Below are 20,436 nucleotides of genomic sequence, written 5' to 3' on the forward strand. Positions count from 1 at the left end.
GTCATGACCCAACCACGGCGGAAACGCGGTCGACCGGCTCCCGCGTCGTCGCGGGCGGACCCGCGGCGCGGCGGCCGGAGAAGCGGCGCATGAGTGGTTCGTCCACCCAGTGGTAGATCGCCGCGGCCGCCGCCGTCGCGACGATCAGGCTCAATCCGGCGAACCCCAGCCAGCCGAACAGGCCGAACTGCCTGCCGCCGATGAAAAGTCGAGTGATCAGCACCATCACCGGGAACTGGATCAGATAGAAGGCGAAGGAGATATTGCCGAACCACGCCATGCGGGGCGAGGCGTTCAGCCCGCGCATACCGGCCAGATCCCGCGCGGCCAGCGTCGCGACCACCGCGGTCATCGGCGCGAGCAGCAGCGCCGACATTTTGTAGTTCACCGGAACCACCCAGGTGGCGGCGAAGGCGACGGCCAATGCCAGCAGCGGCCAGGTCAGCCGCGTATTGCGCCAACGCCCCTCCAGTACCAGCCGCGCGGCGAACACCCCGAGAAAGAATTCGGGCAACCGCGACAGCGGAAAGGTATAACTGAGCCAATAGGCCGGGGCGACAGGGATATCCGACTGGGCGAACCACGCCGGTGAGGCGTGCAGTTCGAAGGATGGCGATACATCCCCCGGAACAAGCCGTGGCGCAAAGGCGTTCTCGATGCCCTTCGGTCCGGGAACCCACAGGAAATACGCCGTGTGCAGCGCGAGGATCACCACGAGCAGCCCCGCCATCGCCCACCACACCCGATCGCCGCGAATGCGGCGCACCACCGGCAGTGCGAGCGGAAAGCTCAGGTAGAAAAGCATTTCCGCGCCCAGCGACCAGGAGGGCACATTGAGCCCACCGACGGTCGTCCACTTCGGCACCCAGGTGTGGATCAGCAATACGTTCGGCACCCAGACCACCAACCTGGACAGCGGCACACTCGCGACCACGATGAACGCCGCCGTCGCGACCAGATGCGTGGGGTAGATCTTCAGCACTCGCCGCCAGTAGAACCGCGGCACCGAATTCCCCGGCCGGAACGACCAATAGATGATGAATCCGGAGAGCACGAAAAAGAAGGTGACCCCGGCCGCGCCCAACTGCATCGGCATCACCTGATGGATATGCCGGAACAACTCGGACTTCTGAAACGGATAGACCGGCAGAAATACCAAGGCGTGCAACAGGAATACCGCGAAGGCGGCCCACCACCGCGCCCCGGTCAGCGACGGCAGGGCGGGCCGCTGCTGCGTCACTTGCCGTACCGCTCGTACAGCGCTCCCGCGATCACCGAATCACCGTGCGCCGAAGGATGAAACGGAATCCCGACCAGATCCGCACGCGGATCGAGCGCACCGTTCAACCATGGCTGCGCCGAACACAATCCGTGCCCGGCGGTCACCGCCCTGGAATCGAAGAATTCGATCCCGAGCTGCGCCGCCGCGTCCCGCTGCGCCGCATCGATGCTATCCAGATACCGGACCAGTGCCGCGGCCCTCGGCTGTACGTACTGCCCGACGCCGAGCACGCTGACACACGCGAAATCCTGCCCGGCCGGGAACAGTTCGGGGTAGCCGACCAGCACGATCTTCGCCTGCGGCGCGTAATAGCGCAGATATTCGACCACCTCGCGGATGCGCTGGGCAAAGTCGCTGCCGGATACGGCCCGATAGTCGGTGATCCGGCCCTGTTCGGCCGCCTCCGGCCCACATCCGTCGGCGAGGTTGAATACGCACGGGAGCAGCGAGGTCCACAGCGTGGTCTCGCTCGTGCCCCAGCTGTCGTTGAGCCCGAACTGCACTGCGATCAGCTTGGTTCGCGGACCGAACGCACCCGCCTTATCGGCATTGATCGCCTCCTGAACCAGCGAATAACCCCGCGCGGTCTGAATGGCCGCACCGGAGCACGACGCGTCCACGAAGTCGGAACTACCCGCGACACCCATCAGTCGGCTCAGCTGCGTCGGCCACGAGGCAGGTCCGCGCAGACACTCCTTCGCATCCACTTCCCATCGGAAACCGTTGGCGGTGAAGGAATCCCCGAGCGCCACCAGGGTACTGCCCGGTGCTGCGGCCGGAGCCGCCTGCGCTGCCGCGGGCACCCAGGCCGCAGCCGCGACGGTCGCCGTCATTGCCCCGAGCCAACGGGCACAACGGCGGGAGAGCTTGCTGGTCAAAACGATTACTCCGCTATCAGTAGCCCGCGCGCGGTTCGAATCCAGGTGCGGTCAAAGTGGGTGCCGGCTTGGCCGGTTCGGGCTGCGGTGCCGTCTGCGCCGCCGGCGGCGCTTGCGGTGCCGGCACCGCCTGCGGCTGCGGCGCGGGCGGCGCTATCGATGTCGCTTCCGGCCCGGGTACTACTTGCGGAGCGGGCGCCGGTGCCTCGGGCGCACTACTCGACGGCGCGACCGCACTGGTCGGCGCGACCGCAGTCGTCGACGCACTGGTCGGGGTGTGATCGTCATGCGATTCGGTCCCGCTACTGCATGCGGTGGCGCCGAGAAGCACCGCGCCGCAAGCGAACACGGCCGCGAGACAAACCTTCAACACGTTCCCCGTTCTAGAGATCAGGAGTAGCAGCATTTCAGTCCAGCCCGGAGAGTACAAGTCGAGTCGGACCCGTATGGCATCTTTCACCGAATTGCCCCCAGCGCCCGAGCCCCTATTTTCATTGTCTGGCGCACCGCGTATCACACTGTGGGCCAATTAATTTCGCGACAGCACCGCATCACATTCCACGCCCGCCCCAGGTCCGCGCGATTGCCAGTTCCAAAACGAGACCACAACTGCTAGCGTTCAGTCTCGAAATAAGACCAAGTGCGAGAGGGTGCCGCATGAGCCCGACCAGCCTGCAGACCGACGAGTTCACGGCCTTGAGCCGCCTCCTCGACGACCGGTGGACCTGCAGACAGTTCACGACCGACCAGATCCCCCGCGACACCATCGAGGCCCTGCTGCGACTGGCCCAGCGCACCCCCTCCTGGTGCAATACCCAGCCCTGGCAGGTCGTCGTCACCGAGGGCGCGGGCACCGACCGCTTCCGCGAGGAACTTCTCGAACACATCGCCACCGCGACGCCGGAACCGGATTTCGCCTTTCCCGCGCAGTACACCGGTGTGTACCGCGATCGCCGACGCGAATGCGGACTGCGGCTCTACGACAGTGTCGGCATCGTGAAGGGCGATCACGCGGGCACCATGCGCCAGGCACGGCGCAACTTCGAACTCTTCGACGCCCCGCACGTCGCGATCATCACCACCGAGGCCGACCTCGGCGTCTACGGCGCCATCGACTGCGGCCTCTACATCGGCACTTTCCTACTCGCCGCCCAGAGCCTCGGCCTCGGCGCCGCCCCGCAAGCCGCCCTCGCCTCCTACTCCCCCTTCCTCCGCACCTATTTCGGTCTCCCGGAGCAGCGCCGAGTGGTCGCCGCCATCTCCTTCGGCTATCCGAATCCGAATCACCCGGTCAACGCCTTCCGCACTTCTCGCGAAGACCTCGACCAGGTCGCCACCTGGCACAGCGCCTGACCCACCCCAAATCCGAGGCGGTCAGCCCGCCTGACGTCCGGGGAACTCCGTCATTCCGGGTCCGGGTTCCGGCGTGATTTCCCGGGCGGTGAGTTCGCTGCCGCAGCAATCGCATTGGAGGGAGACATGTGCTTCACCGGTGCACCCGCGGTGGCGGTATGCGACGGGCGGCCCATCGGGGGCCATGTACGCATCACCCCAGTCCCGGATCGCCATCAGGATCGGGTAGATATCGTGGCCCTTCGGCGTCAGCCGGTACTCCTCGTGCGCACCGACGGCCGCCTTCTGCTTGACCAGGATTCCGTGTTCGATCAGGCGGTCGAGGCGATCCTGTAGCCGACTCCGGGAGATACCGAGTGCGCTCTGGAACGCGTTGAAGCGCCGGACGCCCGCGAACGCGTACTTCAGGATCACCAGAGTCCAGCGGTCGCCCAGGATCACCAGGGGCCGCGTGATCGAGCACGGCTCATCGGCAAGTTCCTCGTAGCGCACCTGTCGATGCTACCGATCGGTCGTTGCCCGGCGGCGGCTTTCCTCGCCGCCGCTCAGCCCGCCTCCGCCGAATACGCGACCATCGGATCGGCGGCCTGCAGCGGCGGAACCTGTTCCCCATTCAGCACCTTGCGCATCCGCTCCGAATCCAACTGCCCCTCCCACTTCGCCACCACAAATGTCGCAACGCAATTGCCGAGCAGATTCACCGTGACCCGCATCGAATCCATCAGCCGATCGGCCCCGAGCAACAGCGCGACCGCCGCCACCGGAATCGACCCGTGCCCAATGGCGGTGATCGTCGCCGAGAGCGCAAGGAACGACGACCCCGGAACCCCGGCCATACCTTTCGAGGTCAGCATCAACACGCCGACCGCCGTGATCTGCTCCCCGAGACTCAGATCCACACCGAGCGCCTGCGCCAGGAACAGCACGCAGATGGACAGATACAGCGTCGCACCATCGAGATTGAACGAGTACCCGGTCGGTATCACCAGCCCGGTGGTGGCCCGCGAACATCCGGCCTCGGTCAACTTGATCATGATCCGCGGCAGCACCACCTCGGTCGACGCGGTGCCGAGCGCAAGGAACAGCTCATCCTTGATGTATCTGATCAGCTTCCACAGGCTCACCCCCGCGAAAACCCGCACCACCACCGCGAGCACCAGTAGGAACAGCACCGCCGCCGCGTAACAACAGGCGATCAGCTTGCCGTAACTGCTCAGCGCGGAAAGTCCGTACTGCCCAACGATATAGGCCATCGCCCCGAACGCACCGATCGGCGCCAATTTCATGATCCAGCCGATGATCGTGAAGAAGATCTTCCCGATGTGATCCACGGCCTCCAGGATCACCGGCAGCACTGGCTTGCCCACTCCGTCGGCTGCCGTCCCCGAGCGCTCCCCGAACTTCGCCAACGCCAACCCGAACAGCACCGCGAAGAACAACACCTGCAGCAGCGCATTCTCCGCGAACGCCGAAATCACCGACGCCGGAATGATATTCAGCAAAAAGTCGACGGTATGCGGCAGCTCGCCGTTCTTGGTGGTCTTCGCTATCTTCTCCGCGCCGGTCGCCAAGGTCTGCGCGTCGACATGAAATCCCCCGCCCGGTTCGACGAGATTGCCCACCACCAGACCGAACAGCAGCGCGAAGGTCGTGATCACCTCGAAGTAGATCAGGGCCTTCACCCCGATCCGCCCCACCGCCTTCATATCCCCCACATGGGCGATGCCGAGTACCACCGTGCAGAAGATGATCGGCGCGATCACCATCTTGATCAGCTTGATGAACCCATCGGCCAGCGGTTTGAGATCCGCACCGAAGTCGGGCCACAGTTTGCCGACCAGAATTCCGGCCACGATCGCCACCAGCAGTTGCAGGAACAGCGAACGGTACCAAGGCGATGTGCGCACCGGGTCCGTCGATGCGGTGGATTCGATCGTCACGCTCATGCGGGCAACGTACGAGCAATGCGTATCACCAAAGTTTCAACAACATTGCTGAGCGGAATCCCGATCGATATATACCCGTCACCCCAGGTGGGACGTGGAGAACATTACGAACGAAAAGCGGGCCCCGGGGAAAATCCCGAGACCCGCTTCCGCTACTGGATCTACAGCGGAATGTTCTTGTGGTGACTCTTGCGCACCGGCGCAGCCGCCAGTGCCGCGGCAATGGTGCTGCGCGTTTTGGCCGGGTCGATGACCTCGTCCACCACACCGATCGCGATGGCCCGCTCGACACCACCGGCGATGCGCTCGTGCTCGACCGTCAGGCGCTCGTGCAGCGCCTCACGCTCGTCCTCCGGCGCGGCCGCGAGCGCCTTCTTGTGCAGGATGCCGACCGCGGCCTTGGCGCCCATGACGGCGACCTCGGAGCCGGGCCACGCATACACCGCAGTCGCACCGAGCGACCGGGCATTCATCGCGATGTAGGCGCCACCGTAGATCTTGCGGGTCACCAGCGTGACGCGCGGGACGCGGGCCTCGGCGAACGCGTGCAGCAGCTTCGCACCGCGCCGCACCACACCCTCCCACTCCATGCTGACACCGGGCAGGTACCCGGGCACATCGGTGAGCACCACCAGCGGAATACCGAATGCATCGCACAACCGCACGAAACGCGCGGCCTTCTCGGCACTTTCGGAGTTCAGGCAGCCACCGAGCCGGATCGGGTTATTGGCCAGCACACCCACCGTGCGCCCGCCGAGCCGCCCGAGACCGGTCACGATGCTGCGCGCGTAACCACCCTGCAGCTCCTCGAACGAGGACTCGCCGTCGACGTTGTCGAGCAGCTCGTGGACGATCGGCTTCACGTCGTAGGCGCGCTTGGCCGACTCCGGCATCATCGCCTTCAGGTCGACATCACCGTGCGCGGCGGCAACCAGATCGAATTCGCCCTGCTCGGCGAACATCGACACGAGGCGACGACCGCGGTGCAGCGCATCGGCCTCGTCATTGGCCACGATGTGGGTGACACCGGATTTCTTGCCGTGCGTCACCGGCCCACCGAGGGTCGCCATATCGACCTGCTCACCGGTCACACTGCGCACCACATCGGGACCGGTCACAAAGATCCGGCCCTCGGGCGCCATGATCACGATGTCGGTCAGCGCGGGACCATAGGCGGCGCCACCGGCCGCGAAGCCGAGCACCACCGAAATCTGGGGCACCAGACCGGACGCGCGGACCATGGCCTCGAAGACCAGGCCGACCGCGTGCAGCGCCTCGACACCCTCGGCCAGGCGAGCGCCGCCGGAATGCCAGATGCCGACCACCGGGATGGCGGAATCGATGGCGGTGTCGATCGCGTCGACGATGTGCTTGCAGCCCTCCACACCCATCGCGCCGCCCATGACGGTCGCATCCGAGCAGTAGGCAACGGTGCGAACACCGTCGACCTCGCCGATCGCGGCGAGCACACCGGACTTGTCCCGCGGGTGCAGCGGCAGAACGGTTCCAGGGTCGAAGAAGCGCTGGAGTCGACCGAGTGGATCACGCGGATCGGTCGAAGTTTCTGGTTGAAACGCGGGAGCCATGATCGTCATCGCGTTTTCTCCTCACCTCAAGGAAGTGCGCCGCTACCAGCGGCTGCGTATGGCGAACACCGGTGGGGTCGGGCCACCTGTCGAATGGCCGACCCCACCGGGGTTCGTTGTGCAGTCGATGGGGCGGCTATGCCCGACCGAAGGCGAGCGCGACATTGTGCCCACCGAAACCGAACGAGTTATTGATCGCGTACTCGATCTCCTGGCGGCGAGCCTCGCCGTGCACCACATCCAGATCGATCTCCGGATCCTGGTTTTCCAGGTTCAGCGTCGGCGGGACGAGGCCGTCGCGAATGCTGAGCACGGTGAGCACCGATTCGAGGGCGCCGACGGCGCCGATCGAGTGCCCGAGTGCCGACTTCGGCGCATACACCGAAGCGTGGTTGCCCACGGCCTTGTTGATCGCGTTCGCCTCGGCGGTATCGCCGATCGGGGTCGCGGTCGCGTGGGCATTGATGTGGGTGATGTCCTTCGGCGTCAGACCCGCGGTCTGCATCGCCCTGGTCATCGCCCGTGCGGCACCGTCGCCCGTGGGGTCCGGTGCGACCAAGTGGAAGCCGTCGGAGGTGATACCGGCGCCGAGCAGCCGCGCGTGGATCGTCGCACCACGTGCCTTGGCGTGCTCCTCGGTCTCGATGACCATCAGCGCACCGGCCTCACCGAAGACGAAACCGTCGCGATCCTTGTCGAACGGACGCGAGGCACCCTTCGGGTCATCATTACGGGTGCTCATCGCGCGCATCATGGTGAATGCCGCGATCGGCACCGCGTCGATGAAACCCTCCACGCCACCGGTGACGACCATATCGGCGTCACCCATGACGATCATCCGCCAAGCATTGGCGATGGCCTCGGAGCCCGACGAGCATGCCGAGACCGGAGTGACCACTCCTGCCCTGGCCTTCAATTCGAGGCCGACGACGGCCGACGGACCATTCGGCATGACCATCTGAACTGCCAGTGGCGAAATCTTGCGATAGCCACCGTTCTTCAGCTTGTCGACCGAGTCGATGAGCGCGTCACCGCCCCCGAGTCCGGTACCGATCGCCACACCCAGACGCTCCGGATCGACCTCGGGGCTGCCCGCGTTCTGCCAGACCTCACGACCGAGAACGGTCGCGAGCTGCTCGACGTAGGCCATGCGCCGACATTCGACACGGCTCAGCAGGGTCTCGGGCTTGACCTTCAGGTGGCCGCCGATGCGGACCGGAAGGTCGTACTCCTCGACGAAGGAATCCTCGAGAACGTCGATACCGCTCTCGCCGTTGAGGAGTCCCTTCCACGTCGCATCGACATCACCAGCGATCGACGTGGTCGCCGCCATACTTGTAACGACGACGTTGGGGAAGTTCCCGTTCAAGGTGGAAGGAGTGGTCACGGTGTCGGCCCTACTCGGCGTCGAACTTGGCCTTGAGCTCAGCGGCCGCCTCAGCGTTCTCGGCCTCGAGCTTCTGGATGTAGGCGACAGCGTCGCCGACCGTCTTCAGGCTGGCCAGATCCTCGTCCGGGATCTTCACGCCGTACTTGTCCTCGGTCTGAACCGCGATCTCGACCATGGACAGCGAGTCGATGTCCAGGTCATCGACAAAGGACTTCTCGATCGTCACCTCGGAGGGCTCGATACCGGTCACCTCTTCGATGATCTTGCCGAGTTCCTCGACGATTTGTTCCTGGGTCAGAGCGGCCACTTCGTGGCTCCCTTCTTATCTACTTTGTAGGGCTTCACTGTTGTTTTTCGAATCGAGCGAGCCGATGGTTACCGCCTGCTCGGTCACGATCGTGCATTTGGTTACACAATCGCCGGGGGGAAAGCTAGCCGGAAGTGGTGAACCCGGCCAACGCGGGGAGGTCTTCAGGGGTCTTCAGGGCCAGGGTTGGCGTGCCCTTCATCTCCCGTTTTGCGATACCGACGAGCGTGCCCGCCGGTGGCAGCTCCGCCACGGCCGAAACCGCCGCCTGTCGCACGGTTTCGGTGCACAGATCCCACCGGACGGGCCGGGTGACCTGCGCCGCGAGCTTAGCGACCGCATCGGCGCCCGAGGCGACCGGCTTGCCGTCGAAGTTCGAAAGCAGGGTCCGGGTCGGCTCGTTCGGCGTGATCTTGGCTATGGCATCCGTCACAGCGTCCTGGGCCGGGGCCATGAACGCGGTGTGGAAAGCCCCCGCGACGGGCAGCGCACGCACCCGCGCCTTCTCGGGCGGGTTCGCGGCGAGTTCCGCCAGGGCGGTCAAACGTCCGGCGGCCACGATCTGCCCCGCTGCGTTGCGGTTGGCCGGGACCAGGTCGAGCTCTTCGAGCCGCGCGAGCACGGCGGCCTCATCGCCACCGAGCACCGCTGACATGCCGGTCGGTTCCAGCGCGCACGCCTTGGCCATTTCCGCACCGCGGATGGCGGCCAAGGTCACCGCTTCGTCGGCGGAGATGACTCCGGCGACCGCGGCGGCGGCGAGCTCACCGACCGAATGTCCAGCGACGATGGTAGTGGCCGGCAGCGACTCCGGCTCGATTTCGGCATATGCCAGCAGGGCCGCGGCCACGACGAGTGGTTGGGTCACGGCGGTGTCGGTGATCTCCTCCGCCGTCGCGGTGGTGCCGAGACGGAGCAGATCCAGGCCGGAGGCCTTGGACCAGATGGCGAGGCGATCGTTCGCGCCAGGAAGGTCGAGCCAAGGCGCGAGCATGCCGGGTGTCTGGGACCCCTGTCCAGGGGCGAACAACGCGATCACACCTCTAAGAGAACACTGTGAGGTGCGCCGCACGAGATGTCGACGCGAATGAACCTTTTTGCTCGCTTTTGTGGGGGTCCCACAAAATCCCATGTGGGGCGTCCCGATCGACCGGTTCGCCGGATCCGTTACAGCCCTTCGTTACCCATCGAGAATTGAGTGACCTCTGGGACAGGTGTTGACGGTTCGTTACGGGTTCGTGTCAAACGACCCACGGTTGCGGCGATCCGGAGTACATAGGCATCCCTCGGATTCATCGGATCGCGGCCCGTGATCTCGGCTATCCGCTTGAGGCGATAGCGAACCGTATTTGGATGAACGTACAGCTGCCGGGCACACGTCTCGACAGCGCCACCACAGTCCAGATAGGCCTCTAGAGTGTCCGCCAGCGAGGAACCCGCGGCGGCCAACGGAAGGACAAGATACTCGTTCAACGCGTCGATCGCAGCTCGATCGCCCAGCAGTGCGCGCTCGGGAAGCAACTCCGCCGCGTGCACCGGTCGCGGGGCCCCACGCCAGCCGACCACCGCCTCCATTCCGGCCAGTGCCTCCACCGCGCTGGCATGCGCCGCGCCGAGGGTCCGCATGGTCGGGCCGATCACCACCGGACCGTCGGAGAACACCTCGGCCAGCAGATCCGCGAGAAACGGTGAGGCATAAGAGGTATCGCCGAGATTTCCGCTGACCACCATGACCAGTCGCGAGCCCTGGACAACGGCCAGCGCCGCGCGGCCGTGCCGCGCGGCGATGGTGTGCACGGAACCGACCATCGATACGCCCTGATCCCCCGGCGGGGTGCCGACCAGCACCGTCGCCGGCGCGGTGGCATCCCAGTTCAATGTCGCGGCCCGCGAGAGCATGTCCGGACCGGAATCGCCGCGCACTACGGCGTCGACGACCAGCGCCTCCAGTCGGGTATCCCACGCGCCACGGGATTCCGCGGCGCTCGCGTACACCGAGGCGGCCGCGAAGCCGAGCTCACGCCCGTATCGCAGCACCGCCTCGGTGAGCGCGACCAGCTGCCGGTCGTTGCGCGCGAGCGCGGGCAGCCATTGTTCGAAGAACTCCATGGCCACGCGGACCATGTCCACGGTCTGGCGCAGCGTCAGCCGCCGCGCCAGATCCTGTGGGATCACTTGGAAGGCATCCAGGCTGAACCGGATATCGCTTTCCGGATCCTGCAGCCATTCCAGGAAGTTCACCACCGCGGTCTGCACCAGCATCTGCACACCCGCGCGCTGCGCGGCGTCCAGATCGGCGAAGAACGGCAACCGATCCTGCATGGACCCGACCGCCTCGGTGGAGAGGCGTCCGGAGAACTGCTTCACGCGTTTGAGCAGCGTGTCCGGCAGCGGGTCACGGGTTTGCCGGTTCGGGGAGAGTGCGCCCGTCGGCAGATACACCTCGTGCTCGGAGGAGCCTTCGGAGATCCGACGCGGCCGCGGCGGTTTACGTTCCACCATCCAATCGTCCGCTATGCGAGTTCGTCTTCGGTGCCGGGAGCCGACTTCGGCGCGGCGTCGACATCATCGATGCGGTACTTGGCCGCCGCCTCGGTGGCCTTCGCGGGGTCGATCTTGCCGGTCCGTGCCAGTGCGGCCAGGGCGGCGACCACGATCGATTGCGCGTCGACGTTGTAGACCCGGCGCGCGGCGGGACGGGTATCGGAGAAACCGAAACCATCCGTGCCGAGCGTGGTGAAGTCGCCGGGCACCCACTTGCGGACCTGGTCCGGCACCGCACGCATCCAGTCCGTCGCGGCCACATACGGACCATCGACCCGGGCCAGTGCCTGGGTGACATACGGAACCCCGGCGTCGGTACCCGGATTGCGCAGCTGAGCGATCTCCTTGTCCAGGGCCTCCTTACGGAGCTCACCCCATGAGGTCACCGACCAGACATCGGCCTGCACGCCCCACTCCTCGGCGAGCAGCGCCTGGGCCCGCACGCCATCGGGCACCGTGACGCCCGAGACCAGGATCTGCGCGCGCACACTGCCCTCGCCGCCGCGCTTGTACAGATAGATGCCCTTGAGCAGTCCGGCGATATCGAGATCGTCGGGCTCGGCGGGCTGTACATACGGCTCGTTGTAGAGGGTGATGTAGTAGAAGACGTCCTCGCCGCCGAACTCACCCGCGGACCCGTGCGGATGCGTGCCGGGCAGTGCGCCCGGACCGGGCTGCGGCGTGCCGCCGCCGTACATCCGGCGCAGGCCGTCACGCACGATGTGCGCGATCTCGAAGGAGAACGCGGGATCGTAGGTGACGACGGCCGGATTGGTGGAGGCGAGCAGCAGCGAATGGCCGTCGTTGTGCTGCAGACCCTCACCGGTCAGCGTGGTTCGCCCGGCGGTAGCGCCGAGTACGAAACCGCGCGCCAATTGATCCGCGGCGGCCCACAATCCATCGCCGGTGCGCTGGAAGCCGAACATCGAGTAGAAGATGTAGAGCGGGATCATCGGCTCGCCGTGGGTGGCGTAGGAGGTGCCCGCCGCCGTGAACGACGCGGTCGAACCGGCCTCGTTGATGCCCTCGTGCAGAATCTGCCCGACAGCACTCTCTTTGTAGGCAAGCATCAATTCCGCGTCGACGGAGGTGTACAACTGCCCGTTGCGGTTGTAGATCTTCAACGAAGGGAACCACGAGTCCATACCGAAGGTGCGGGCCTCGTCCGGAATGATCGGCACGATCCGCTTGCCGATCTCCTTGTCCCGCAGCAGCTCCTTCATGAGCCGCACCAGGGCCATGGTGGTGGCCACGTTCTGCTTACCGGAACCCTTGCGCACCGACCGGTACGCCTCATCGCCCGGCAGTTGCAGCGGCTTCGCCGCCGCGCGCCGTTCGGGCAGGAAGCCGCCGAGCGCCTTGCGGCGATCGAGCATGTACTGGATTTCGCGCGCCTGCATACCCGGGTGGTAGTACGGGGGCAGATACGGATCCTTCTCCAACTCGGCGTCGGAGATCGGAATCCGCTGCAGGTCACGGAAGTCCTTGAGGTCCTGCAGGGTCAGCTTCTTCATCTGGTGCGTGGCATTGCGGCCCTCGAAGTGCTTGCCGAGGGTGTAGCCCTTGATGGTCTTGGCCAGGATCACCGTCGGCTGACCCTTGTGCGCCATCGCGGCCGCGTAGGCGGCGTAGACCTTGCGGTAGTCGTGACCGCCGCGCTTGAGGTTCCAGATCTCCTGATCCGAGAGATCCTGGACCAGGGCCTTGGTGCGCGGGTCGCGGCCGAAGAAGTGGTCGCGGACGTAGGCGCCGTCATTGGCCTTGTAGGTCTGGTAATCGCCGTCGGGGGTGCTGTTCATCAGGTTCACCAGCGCGCCGTCGCGGTCGGCGCCGAGCAGCGCGTCCCACTCACGACCCCAGATGACCTTGATGACGTTCCAGCCCGCGCCGCGGAAGAACGACTCCAGCTCCTGGATGATCTTGCCGTTGCCGCGCACCGGGCCGTCGAGACGCTGCAGGTTGCAGTTGATCACGAAGGTGAGGTTGTCCAGGCCCTCGTTCGCGGCCACCTGGATCAGGCCGCGCGACTCCGGCTCGTCCATCTCGCCGTCGCCGAGGAAGGCCCAGACGTGCTGATCGGAGGTGTCCTTGATGCCGCGGTCGTGCAGGTAGTGGTTGAACCGCGCCTGGTAGATGGCGTTCATCGGGCCCAGGCCCATGGACACCGTCGGGAACTCCCAGAAGTCGTTCAGCAACCGCGGATGCGGGTACGACGGCAGGCCGTGGCCCGGACCCCCGTGGCTGTACTCCTGCCGGAAGCCGTCCATCCGGTCGGTGCTCAACCGGCCCTCTAGGAACGCGCGGGCATAGATGCCCGGCGACGCGTGCCCCTGGATGAAGATCGAATCGCCGCCGCCGGAATGGTCCTTGCCGCGGAAGAAGTGGTTGAAGCCGACCTCGTAGAGCGCCGCCGAGGACGCGTAGGTCGAAATATGGCCGCCGACACCGATTCCGGGACGCTGCGCCCGATGCACCATGATCGCCGCGTTCCAGCGGATCCAGGCCCGGAAGCGTCGCTCCACCTCTTCGTCGCCGGGGAACCACGGCTCGTTCTCGGTCGGAATGGTGTTGACGTAGTCGGTGGAGGTCAGCGATGGAATGGCGACCCTACGCTCACCGGCGCGTTCCAACAGCCGGAGCATGAGGTAACGAGCGCGGCCCGGACCTTCCCGGTCGAGCATGTCATCGAACGATTCGAGCCATTCGGAGGTTTCCTCCGGGTCGATGTCCGGTAGGTAGGACGCCACCCCTTCGCGGATCACCCGCACCCGCCCGCCGGTCGGCGGCACGTGCGATCCGTTCGGATCACCGGGCGCGGCGTTGGTACCAGCGGATTTCGCTGGTGCGGAAGAGTGGATCAGGTCGGTCAAATCTGCTCCTCGTACAGGGGTGGACAAGCTGATAGGCGTCTGTTTCCCCGGATGGGCACGCTTGGTTGGCGGACCACCCGTCTACGTTAGGTTCGGGCGCACCTCCATCCTTGCGGAAGATGTGGCCCAGGTCATCATGTCAGGGGCATCTACAGTACGGTTCCGCAGGGAACGTGAGTCGAGTACCGCCGACGATAAAGAGGAGCCGGGAGGACGATGAAGGTGCTGGACCCACGCGGGTTCGGAGCGGTGTGCGCGGCAGCGGCGGTCGTGATCGGCCTTACCGTCGCCGGGTGTGCGAAACACGTTGACGGAGTTGCCAATCCGAATGCCTCGGAACTAGCCGCCTATAAGACCGAGGCGGCCTCGTCCTCCGCGGCGGCCACCTCCTCGCGCAAGGCCGCGGCACAGGCGCAGGCGATCAACGACAACTGTGGTCAATTCCCCACAACCACAGGCGTCGGCGTCTCGAAGTACAACGAGTTCGTGGATGCCCACGATGCGAACGCGCCGGACTACAACGCCAAGCGCGATACCGCGGCCAAGACGCTCGAGGACGCCGCGACCAAGGTCGAGACCGGCGTGAACGGCGCCAACGGCGCACTACCGGCCGACCTGCAGGCCAAATTCACCGAATACGTCGCCGCCGCTCGGCAGCTGGCCGCCGAAACCCGCAAAATGACCTACACCGCACCGGTCGGCGCGCTCAACGAGGCCAGCAAACGGGTCAACGACGCGCGCAACGCGGTCAAGGACGCATGCCCGAAACGCTGATTCATCCCACGAACCGAGTGCGGGTGGCGATAATCGGTCAATCACACGAGGTTGTCATGCGACATTCCGTGGGTATTTCCTCCGATCAGCTTGCGCTCGAGGCGATAACCATGTTCGCTTGCAACTAACTATTGTCTGGAGTTGAGGAGGACACCACCGTGGTCGCCGCGGCGGACGCGCAGAATTACGCTCAGAAGCTTGGCATTACACACGGCATGGTTGTCCAGGAGCTGGGCTGGGACGAGGACACCGATGACGACCTGCGGGCCGACGTCGAAGAGGCCAGCGGCGGGGAGATGGTCGACGAAGACTCCGACGAGGTCGTCGACGCCGTACTGCTGTGGTGGCGTGAAGGCGACGGCGATCTGGCGGATGAGCTGATGGAAGTCATCAGCCCGCTGGCCGACGAAGGCTTCATCTGGGTACTCACCCCCAAGACCGGGCAACCTGGTCATGTCGATCCGAGCGATATCGCCGAAGCGGCGCCCACCGCGGGTCTGACGCAGACGTCGGCGATCAGCCTCGGTGCCTGGTCCGGCAGCCGCCTCGTGCAGCCCAAGGCACCCTCGAAACAGCGCTGACCGCTTTCGCTATGGTTTCGCCGGGCGGTGTTCCCACCGCCCGGTGCAGCCCGACACGATGGAGGATCAGTGATGCCACTCGAGGTTGGTCCGCTGGAAATCGGCACTGTCGCGCCGGATTTCACGCTCAAGGACCAGAACAACCAAGACGTCACGCTTTCGAACTACCGCGGCAAGAAGAACGTGCTGCTCGTGTTCTATCCGCTCGCCTTCACCGGGATTTGCCAGGGCGAGCTGTGCAAGGTGCGTGACGAGCTGCCCAAGTTCCAGAACGATGACGCGGAGATACTCGCCATCTCGGTCGGCCCGCCGCCCACCCACAAGATCTGGGCCGCCGAACAGGGCTACATCTTCCCGCTGCTGTCCGACTTCTGGCCGCACGGCGCCGTCGCCCAGTCCTACGGCGTCTTCAACCAAAAATCCGGCTACCCCAACCGCGGCACTTTCGTCGTGGACCGCGACGGCGTCATCCGTTTCGCCGAAATGAACGGCCCCGGCGAGCCCCGTGACCAGGCGGCTTGGGAGAAAGCGCTCGCCGCGCTAGAGTCCTAGACCGGCCCGTCGGTAATCCCACCGACGGATCCCGGGCGTATAGCTCAGTGGTAGAGCTCTGGTTTTACACACCAGCGGTCGGGGGTTCGAACCCCTCTGCGCCCACCAAGGAAATGGCTGGTAACCGCCTATTTCCGTCCACCCCGTCCCCCTCATGTGACCCTCCGCGCAAGCTGATCTTGCGTAGAACTTGCCAACGGGTCGGCGAACTAGGTTCCGGTCGCCTCGGTTTCGTCGCCGAACAGGGCCGCCCATGCGACACCGCATCACGTGCGAGCTGCGCAACCTACCCCCGGCCGATACTGTTGCCGACGTGTGCCGGGTACCCGGATGCGGTCAGCACCTGTTGTTCCCAGCCCCCCGGCGAAACGCTGTGCCCGCGCCGCGACTCAGCCCACGACACCGCCCGCACGGCTGCGGGTACCGGTCACTGAGCACACCCCCTGGCCGGGTTCAATGCCAACCCACAGGAAGCCAACTCCCACACCGGTTCCACATCCGCACCGAAGATGAATGGTCGGCCCAAACGGTGTTTGCTGGGGCGAGGCGTTCGCCGCTGTCAGCTGCGCGGTGCGAGGGTCCCCCCCGGGCTCATCCGGTGCGGGCACCTGGGATGGCGTTAGCGGTGCGGACAGGGGCGGTGCGGATTGACCTGTCCCGGCAACCCGAGGCAGGTCCAACGACGACATCGCCGGGTTACGCGTGGCCCGATTCCAAATAGTTGCTGAGCGCGAATACCTGGGTCCTCGGGTAGACGACGCGTCGTCGTCGCGCTCCTGATCGACCCGACGTCTGATCGCCCACACAGTGCGGTCCTCCGGTGTGCGCTCGGGCCAGAAGATCGCCGCAAACACCACGGTCAGGGGCAAGCCGAACACGATCACCCACCCGAGCGCGATCATCGGTGCACCCCACCCAGCACGGACCATCGGGCGAAAGACTCACGCGGGCAAGCGCATTCGACATCGGCAAACCCCATAAGTCGATTCAGGGTTTGCGCGTCCAGGTGCGCCGAGGACGGCAACAGCACCACGTCGACGCCTAGCCCGGCGGCCTGTTCGACCAGACCGAGCACCGAACCCGCGTCGGCCCAGTGCAGCACGTAGCCCAATCGCCGCGCCAAACGCCGAATCTGGGCCTCGTCCCATTCCGACGTTGGTGATGTCGGGTCTAACCACGCGAGCGCTTCCATTCCCCTGCGCCTTCCGCTGTCCAGTTGGTAGGCACCCACCGCCGAGGGCTTCGCGCCGACCCGGCGGCGGGGCTGTACAGGAGCCTGGCAGCGCAGACACCGCGCGCTGTCCCACCGTGGGACAATGCCCGTTGAGCGGGTATTCACGGCCAGCAACGGAGGGCGCGCACGTGAGCGACGACCAGCACGAAGACCGGTACATCGGGCAACGGGTCCGCGCGATCCGAGCGCGGCGGGGCATCTCTCAGCAGGTGCTAGCCGACCGGGCGGGGTTGTCTCGTGGCGCTATTGCCAAGTACGAGAACGGCGAACGGCCGATCGACTCGCGCCGAACGCTGCTCGCGCTGGCTGCGGCGCTCGGCGTCACCTTGGGGGACCTGACCGGACACGAGCAAGACCGGATGGACCCGGCCGTCGCCGGGTTCCACACCGCCGTCCCGGATATCGAAGTGGCGCTGTGGACCCAGGGCAATACCACTCACACCGCCCCGGCGCGCACCCTGGACGTTCTGACGGCGGAGGCCAAACGGACAGCGGCACTGCGGATCGCGTGCGATTACGCCACGCTCGGTCCGATGCTCGCGCCGATGCTGACCGACTGCTACCGCCATATCCGCGACGGCGGACCGACCGACCGAGACCGGGCCTGGGACGTGCTGAGCATGGTTGCCCACACCTCGGCGGCGGCGCTGAAGGCCCGGGGCTACGGTGCCCTGTCCTGGACGGCGGCGCAGGAGGCCGAGAGCGCCGCCCGCAACATCGGCGGCACGGCGGCGCTGGCCGCTACCGCCTTCGCCCGGAGTCAGGTGCTCTTGTCCCGGCCGGGCTCCCTGCCTGCCGCCCTGACCCACGCCGAAGGGACGGCGGCGGAGATCGCGCCGGACGTGTGCACCGTGGGGGAGATCGAGGGCCTGGGGATGCTCCACCTTCAAGCCTCCCTGGTCACGGCCGCCATGGGCGGAGACCCGGAGCCGCACCTGACCGAGGCGGCGGAGACGGCGGGCCGCCTGGCCGACGCCCCGGCCGGTACGTCGATCCTGCGCAATCCCACGTTCGGCCCGGCGAATGTCCAGCTGTGGCGGATGAGCGCGGCCATGGAGCGCCGGGAGCCGGGCCAGGTGCTCGCGCTCGCGCCGACCCTCACCCCGGATGCGCTCCCGGCGGAGGGGCGGCGGGCTCAGTACTTCGTGGAGATCGGCCGGGCGCACGCCATGAAGCGGGACTATCAGGGCTCGCTCTACGCCCTCCTGCGGGCCGAACACGCTGCGCCCCAGCACGTCCGCCAGATGACGCACGTCCGCGAACTGGTCGGCCACATGATGCGCACGGCGCGGCGGGACCTGACGACCGGGGACCTGGGCAAGCTGGCCCAGCGCGTAGGCGTCGTGCCCGTATGAGCGATGCCGGGCGGCGCATCGATGTTGCCGAACAGGTCGGCTATGCGCAGGTCCGAGGCATGATCGGCGAATCCCCGAACTTGCCAAGACCTTGCCAAGACAAGCAGATACGGGCCGGACACGGCGATACTCGCTGGACGGTAGACAGCCTCTGACCTGGACGGGATGGACGGGGTGGTACCGGCTGGACGTTGTGGTGCGCTTTTACACACCAGCGGTCGGGGGTTCGAACCCCTCTGCGCCCACCGAAGAAGATTGAGCTAGACAGCGGTTTTATCACTACGAATCGTTTGCTCCACGCTCATTTCGTGGAGCAAACGTGGAGCAGGCACTACCCAGACGCCTCACACGGAATCTTTTCTGTCGGTACACCAAAGGACACTCGACGCATCCAAGACGAATGCGACGGGAGCGTGGCACATGTCCAGAATCGGCGGCAAAGCCCGATGGGGTAAAGCCTGCAATATGTGTTCAGTACCGGTCGCCGACGGCGGCGGGTGTCTCGGCGGTGAACCCGGCGCGTGGACTGTGACATGCGGCCGATGCCAACACATGGTGAGCCTCACCGGAGTGTATGGCCACACCGACGTGCCGCTGCCGGATGTGCAGATCGATAAGCCACCGCGTGGGGCCGCCGCACGTGTCTGGCTTCGCGCGTTCGGGCTTGCCAGCGCCTGCACGCAGTGCGGAAACGACGCCGCCCGCGTCGCAGGAGTATTCCCCGTCTTTCCCGCCGCGGAGTACCGCCTGCTACTCCTGGTTAACACCGAGAGTTCCTGGAAGCTCGTCAAACATCTACTCGAACGATCCGGCGTCGCAGACGGTCTCGCCAGGACGATCATCCGCCGCGCCGATCCAACCGGCGACCGCACTGCAATGGCCGGTGGCTGCGCAAACTGCGGCTCGACACTCGACGCCCTTAGCACCGATCCGGCAGTACACCAGAATCTGGCCCGCCGCGGTCGGCACGCGCTGAGCTCGATTGCATCAGCGGAATGTTCGGTCGTGAAATGGCATCGCGCCCTCTACGATCCGGCGCGAACCTTCGTGCGCGGCTGATCGGCTTGGGGCGGGTGTAAGCAAGTTTGTGAGGTTGCCGGACTGCCGCTGTGCCACGGCCGCCGTCGAGGCCGTGAGACGGCGCGAAACGCCGCCATGCATGACGGCGAGCCTCACGCATATCCGCGATGGCGCGTCACAGGTAAGCCTCAGCGCACATAGCCCCATAGTGCAGATGACAGAATCTCAAGAGTTCTATACTGATGATATGCAAGAGACTCCTTTTTGGGATGCCGCCAATCGGATTGCCCAAACGATGGACTACCAGGACATGGCCCACCGGAGCGACCGGGCGCGGTCGCATGGCTGGTGGAGGAACCTTGTCGAATACGGGCCGTGGAAAGGTCCTGCCGGAAGGGTCAGCCCACCTGACCCCGACGCGCTGAGCGGTATAGCGAAATTGTTTGGCACATCGGAGGGGCAGGTCAGGGCCATGATCGCTGCGGATTGGTACGGAGTGCAGCAGAACACGGAGATCTCTGCTCGAGTTCTCCGGCTGGGCCCTCTCTTCGAGCAATTGACCGATGAAGACGCCGATCTGGCCGAGAAGCTAATCAGGAGGCTCAGCCAACAGCGGCAACAGTCCGAGTCTTCCCTCAAGCGCAAGTCGATGTCTTCTCTCAAGCGCAAAGCGCCACACCCGGACACAGCAAATGATCGCGAGTAGTGCGCTCCGTCTTCGGCCGAGCGCTCACCGGCACAATGCCCAAAGAACTTCAGCGGCC

General features: G+C 65.6%; 19 protein-coding genes and 1 tRNA gene. 9 read left to right on the forward strand and 11 right to left on the reverse strand.

The genetic code is table 11. The features are described from left to right. Nucleotide 1 precedes the first annotated feature (1 nt). Both ACQP2D_RS32220 and ACQP2D_RS32225 read right to left on the reverse strand, forming a co-directional pair. Nucleotides 2-1,240 carry an acyltransferase family protein gene (locus ACQP2D_RS32220; RefSeq protein WP_433679676.1) on the reverse strand — a complete coding sequence of 413 codons (1,239 nt, stop codon included), beginning with the start codon at nt 1,238-1,240 and terminating at the stop codon, nt 2-4. Further along, nucleotides 1,237-2,115 carry an SGNH/GDSL hydrolase family protein gene (locus tag ACQP2D_RS32225; RefSeq protein ID WP_433679677.1) on the reverse strand — a complete coding sequence of 293 codons (879 nt, stop codon included), beginning with the start codon at nt 2,113-2,115 and terminating at the stop codon, nt 1,237-1,239. Before ACQP2D_RS32225 ends, ACQP2D_RS32220 begins: the two co-directional genes overlap by 4 nt. A gap of 101 nt (nt 2,116-2,216) precedes the next feature. On the opposite strand from ACQP2D_RS32225, the gene ACQP2D_RS32230 reads away from it, so the two are divergent. Together ACQP2D_RS32230 and ACQP2D_RS32235 are read left to right on the forward strand one after the other, a co-directional pair. Then, nucleotides 2,217-2,441, forward strand: a complete 225-nt coding sequence (locus tag ACQP2D_RS32230) for a hypothetical protein (protein WP_433679678.1) — start codon at nt 2,217-2,219, stop codon at nt 2,439-2,441. Between the two features lie 376 nt (nt 2,442-2,817). After that, a complete protein-coding gene (locus ACQP2D_RS32235; protein ID WP_433679679.1) occupies nt 2,818-3,513 on the forward strand; it encodes a nitroreductase in 696 nt (231 codons plus the stop codon). 21 nt (nt 3,514-3,534) lie between these two features. Here the strand turns inward: ACQP2D_RS32235 and ACQP2D_RS32240 are convergent, their stop codons facing one another. The 8 genes from ACQP2D_RS32240 to aceE form a co-directional block, all read right to left on the reverse strand. Further along, complete coding sequence (locus ACQP2D_RS32240) at nt 3,535-4,005, reverse strand: winged helix-turn-helix transcriptional regulator (RefSeq protein WP_433679680.1); 471 nt, start codon at nt 4,003-4,005, stop codon at nt 3,535-3,537. A gap of 53 nt (nt 4,006-4,058) precedes the next feature. After that, complete coding sequence (gene dctA, locus ACQP2D_RS32245; RefSeq protein ID WP_433679681.1) at nt 4,059-5,459, reverse strand: C4-dicarboxylate transporter DctA; 1,401 nt, start codon at nt 5,457-5,459, stop codon at nt 4,059-4,061. Between the two features lie 161 nt (nt 5,460-5,620). Next, nucleotides 5,621-7,054: an acyl-CoA carboxylase subunit beta gene (locus tag ACQP2D_RS32250; protein ID WP_433679682.1), complete on the reverse strand. Its 1,434-nt coding sequence runs from the start codon at nt 7,052-7,054 to the stop codon at nt 5,621-5,623. A 127-nt stretch (nt 7,055-7,181) separates the two neighbouring features. After that, on the reverse strand, nt 7,182-8,432 hold the full coding sequence (locus ACQP2D_RS32255; RefSeq protein ID WP_433679683.1) for a KasA/KasB family beta-ketoacyl-ACP synthase: 1,251 nt from the start codon (nt 8,430-8,432) through the stop codon (nt 7,182-7,184). 10 nt (nt 8,433-8,442) lie between these two features. Continuing rightward, nucleotides 8,443-8,742, reverse strand: a complete 300-nt coding sequence (gene acpM / locus ACQP2D_RS32260; RefSeq protein ID WP_040688302.1) for a meromycolate extension acyl carrier protein AcpM — start codon at nt 8,740-8,742, stop codon at nt 8,443-8,445. A 124-nt stretch (nt 8,743-8,866) separates the two neighbouring features. After that, nucleotides 8,867-9,781, reverse strand: coding sequence for an ACP S-malonyltransferase (locus tag ACQP2D_RS32265; RefSeq protein WP_433679684.1), 915 nt, complete (start codon nt 9,779-9,781; stop codon nt 8,867-8,869). 128 nt (nt 9,782-9,909) lie between these two features. After that, nucleotides 9,910-11,244 carry a PucR family transcriptional regulator gene (locus ACQP2D_RS32270; protein WP_433679685.1) on the reverse strand — a complete coding sequence of 445 codons (1,335 nt, stop codon included), beginning with the start codon at nt 11,242-11,244 and terminating at the stop codon, nt 9,910-9,912. Between the two features lie 11 nt (nt 11,245-11,255). Then, nucleotides 11,256-14,075, reverse strand: coding sequence for a pyruvate dehydrogenase (acetyl-transferring), homodimeric type (gene aceE, locus ACQP2D_RS32275; protein WP_433685829.1), 2,820 nt, complete (start codon nt 14,073-14,075; stop codon nt 11,256-11,258). Between the two features lie 297 nt (nt 14,076-14,372). Here aceE and ACQP2D_RS32280 point away from each other — a divergent pair, with 297 nt between their 5' ends. From ACQP2D_RS32280 to ACQP2D_RS32295, 4 genes are all read left to right on the forward strand, one after another. Beyond that, nucleotides 14,373-14,930 carry a hypothetical protein gene (locus tag ACQP2D_RS32280; RefSeq protein ID WP_433679686.1) on the forward strand — a complete coding sequence of 186 codons (558 nt, stop codon included), beginning with the start codon at nt 14,373-14,375 and terminating at the stop codon, nt 14,928-14,930. Between the two features lie 158 nt (nt 14,931-15,088). Next, entirely contained in the window at nt 15,089-15,511 is a 423-nt protein-coding gene (locus tag ACQP2D_RS32285; RefSeq protein ID WP_040688342.1) for a DUF3052 domain-containing protein, read from the forward strand. Between the two features lie 72 nt (nt 15,512-15,583). After that, nucleotides 15,584-16,063 carry a peroxiredoxin gene (locus tag ACQP2D_RS32290; protein WP_433679687.1) on the forward strand — a complete coding sequence of 160 codons (480 nt, stop codon included), beginning with the start codon at nt 15,584-15,586 and terminating at the stop codon, nt 16,061-16,063. Between the two features lie 33 nt (nt 16,064-16,096). Continuing rightward, nucleotides 16,097-16,171: transfer RNA gene (locus ACQP2D_RS32295), tRNA-Val, on the forward strand. A gap of 790 nt (nt 16,172-16,961) precedes the next feature. Here the strand turns inward: ACQP2D_RS32295 and ACQP2D_RS32300 are convergent. Next, on the reverse strand, nt 16,962-17,186 hold the full coding sequence (locus tag ACQP2D_RS32300) for a hypothetical protein (protein WP_433679688.1): 225 nt from the start codon (nt 17,184-17,186) through the stop codon (nt 16,962-16,964). A 239-nt stretch (nt 17,187-17,425) separates the two neighbouring features. On the opposite strand from ACQP2D_RS32300, the gene ACQP2D_RS32305 reads away from it, so the two are divergent. The 3 genes from ACQP2D_RS32305 to ACQP2D_RS32315 all read left to right on the forward strand — a co-directional run bounded on the left by ACQP2D_RS32305 (nt 17,426) and on the right by ACQP2D_RS32315 (nt 20,378). Then, nucleotides 17,426-18,652: a helix-turn-helix domain-containing protein gene (locus tag ACQP2D_RS32305; RefSeq protein WP_433679689.1), complete on the forward strand. Its 1,227-nt coding sequence runs from the start codon at nt 17,426-17,428 to the stop codon at nt 18,650-18,652. Nucleotides 18,653-19,222: 570 nt separating this feature from the next. Beyond that, on the forward strand, nt 19,223-19,711 hold the full coding sequence (locus ACQP2D_RS32310; RefSeq protein ID WP_433679690.1) for a hypothetical protein: 489 nt from the start codon (nt 19,223-19,225) through the stop codon (nt 19,709-19,711). 208 nt (nt 19,712-19,919) lie between these two features. Further along, complete coding sequence (locus tag ACQP2D_RS32315; protein ID WP_433679691.1) at nt 19,920-20,378, forward strand: hypothetical protein; 459 nt, start codon at nt 19,920-19,922, stop codon at nt 20,376-20,378. The last annotated feature ends 58 nt before the right edge of the window (nt 20,379-20,436 follow it).

The organism is Nocardia sp. CA-119907 (genome assembly GCF_050955995.1).
Lineage (GTDB): Bacteria > Actinomycetota > Actinomycetes > Mycobacteriales > Mycobacteriaceae > Nocardia.

What these genes read in the sequence shown, in the direction of transcription:
- ACQP2D_RS32225 (WP_433679677.1), bottom strand. Translation starts at nt 2,115, where the DNA reads ATGACGGCGACCGTCGCGGCTGCGGCCTGGGTGCCCGCGGCAGCGCAG.
- ACQP2D_RS32235 (WP_433679679.1), top strand. Translation starts at nt 2,818, where the DNA reads ATGAGCCCGACCAGCCTGCAGACCGACGAGTTCACGGCCTTGAGCCGC.
- dctA (WP_433679681.1), bottom strand. Translation starts at nt 5,459, where the DNA reads ATGAGCGTGACGATCGAATCCACCGCATCGACGGACCCGGTGCGCACA.
- ACQP2D_RS32250 (WP_433679682.1), bottom strand. Translation starts at nt 7,054, where the DNA reads ATGACGATCATGGCTCCCGCGTTTCAACCAGAAACTTCGACCGATCCG.
- ACQP2D_RS32270 (WP_433679685.1), bottom strand. Translation starts at nt 11,244, where the DNA reads ATGGTGGAACGTAAACCGCCGCGGCCGCGTCGGATCTCCGAAGGCTCC.
- ACQP2D_RS32280 (WP_433679686.1), top strand. Translation starts at nt 14,373, where the DNA reads ATGAAGGTGCTGGACCCACGCGGGTTCGGAGCGGTGTGCGCGGCAGCG.
- ACQP2D_RS32290 (WP_433679687.1), top strand. Translation starts at nt 15,584, where the DNA reads ATGCCACTCGAGGTTGGTCCGCTGGAAATCGGCACTGTCGCGCCGGAT.
- ACQP2D_RS32315 (WP_433679691.1), top strand. Translation starts at nt 19,920, where the DNA reads ATGCAAGAGACTCCTTTTTGGGATGCCGCCAATCGGATTGCCCAAACG.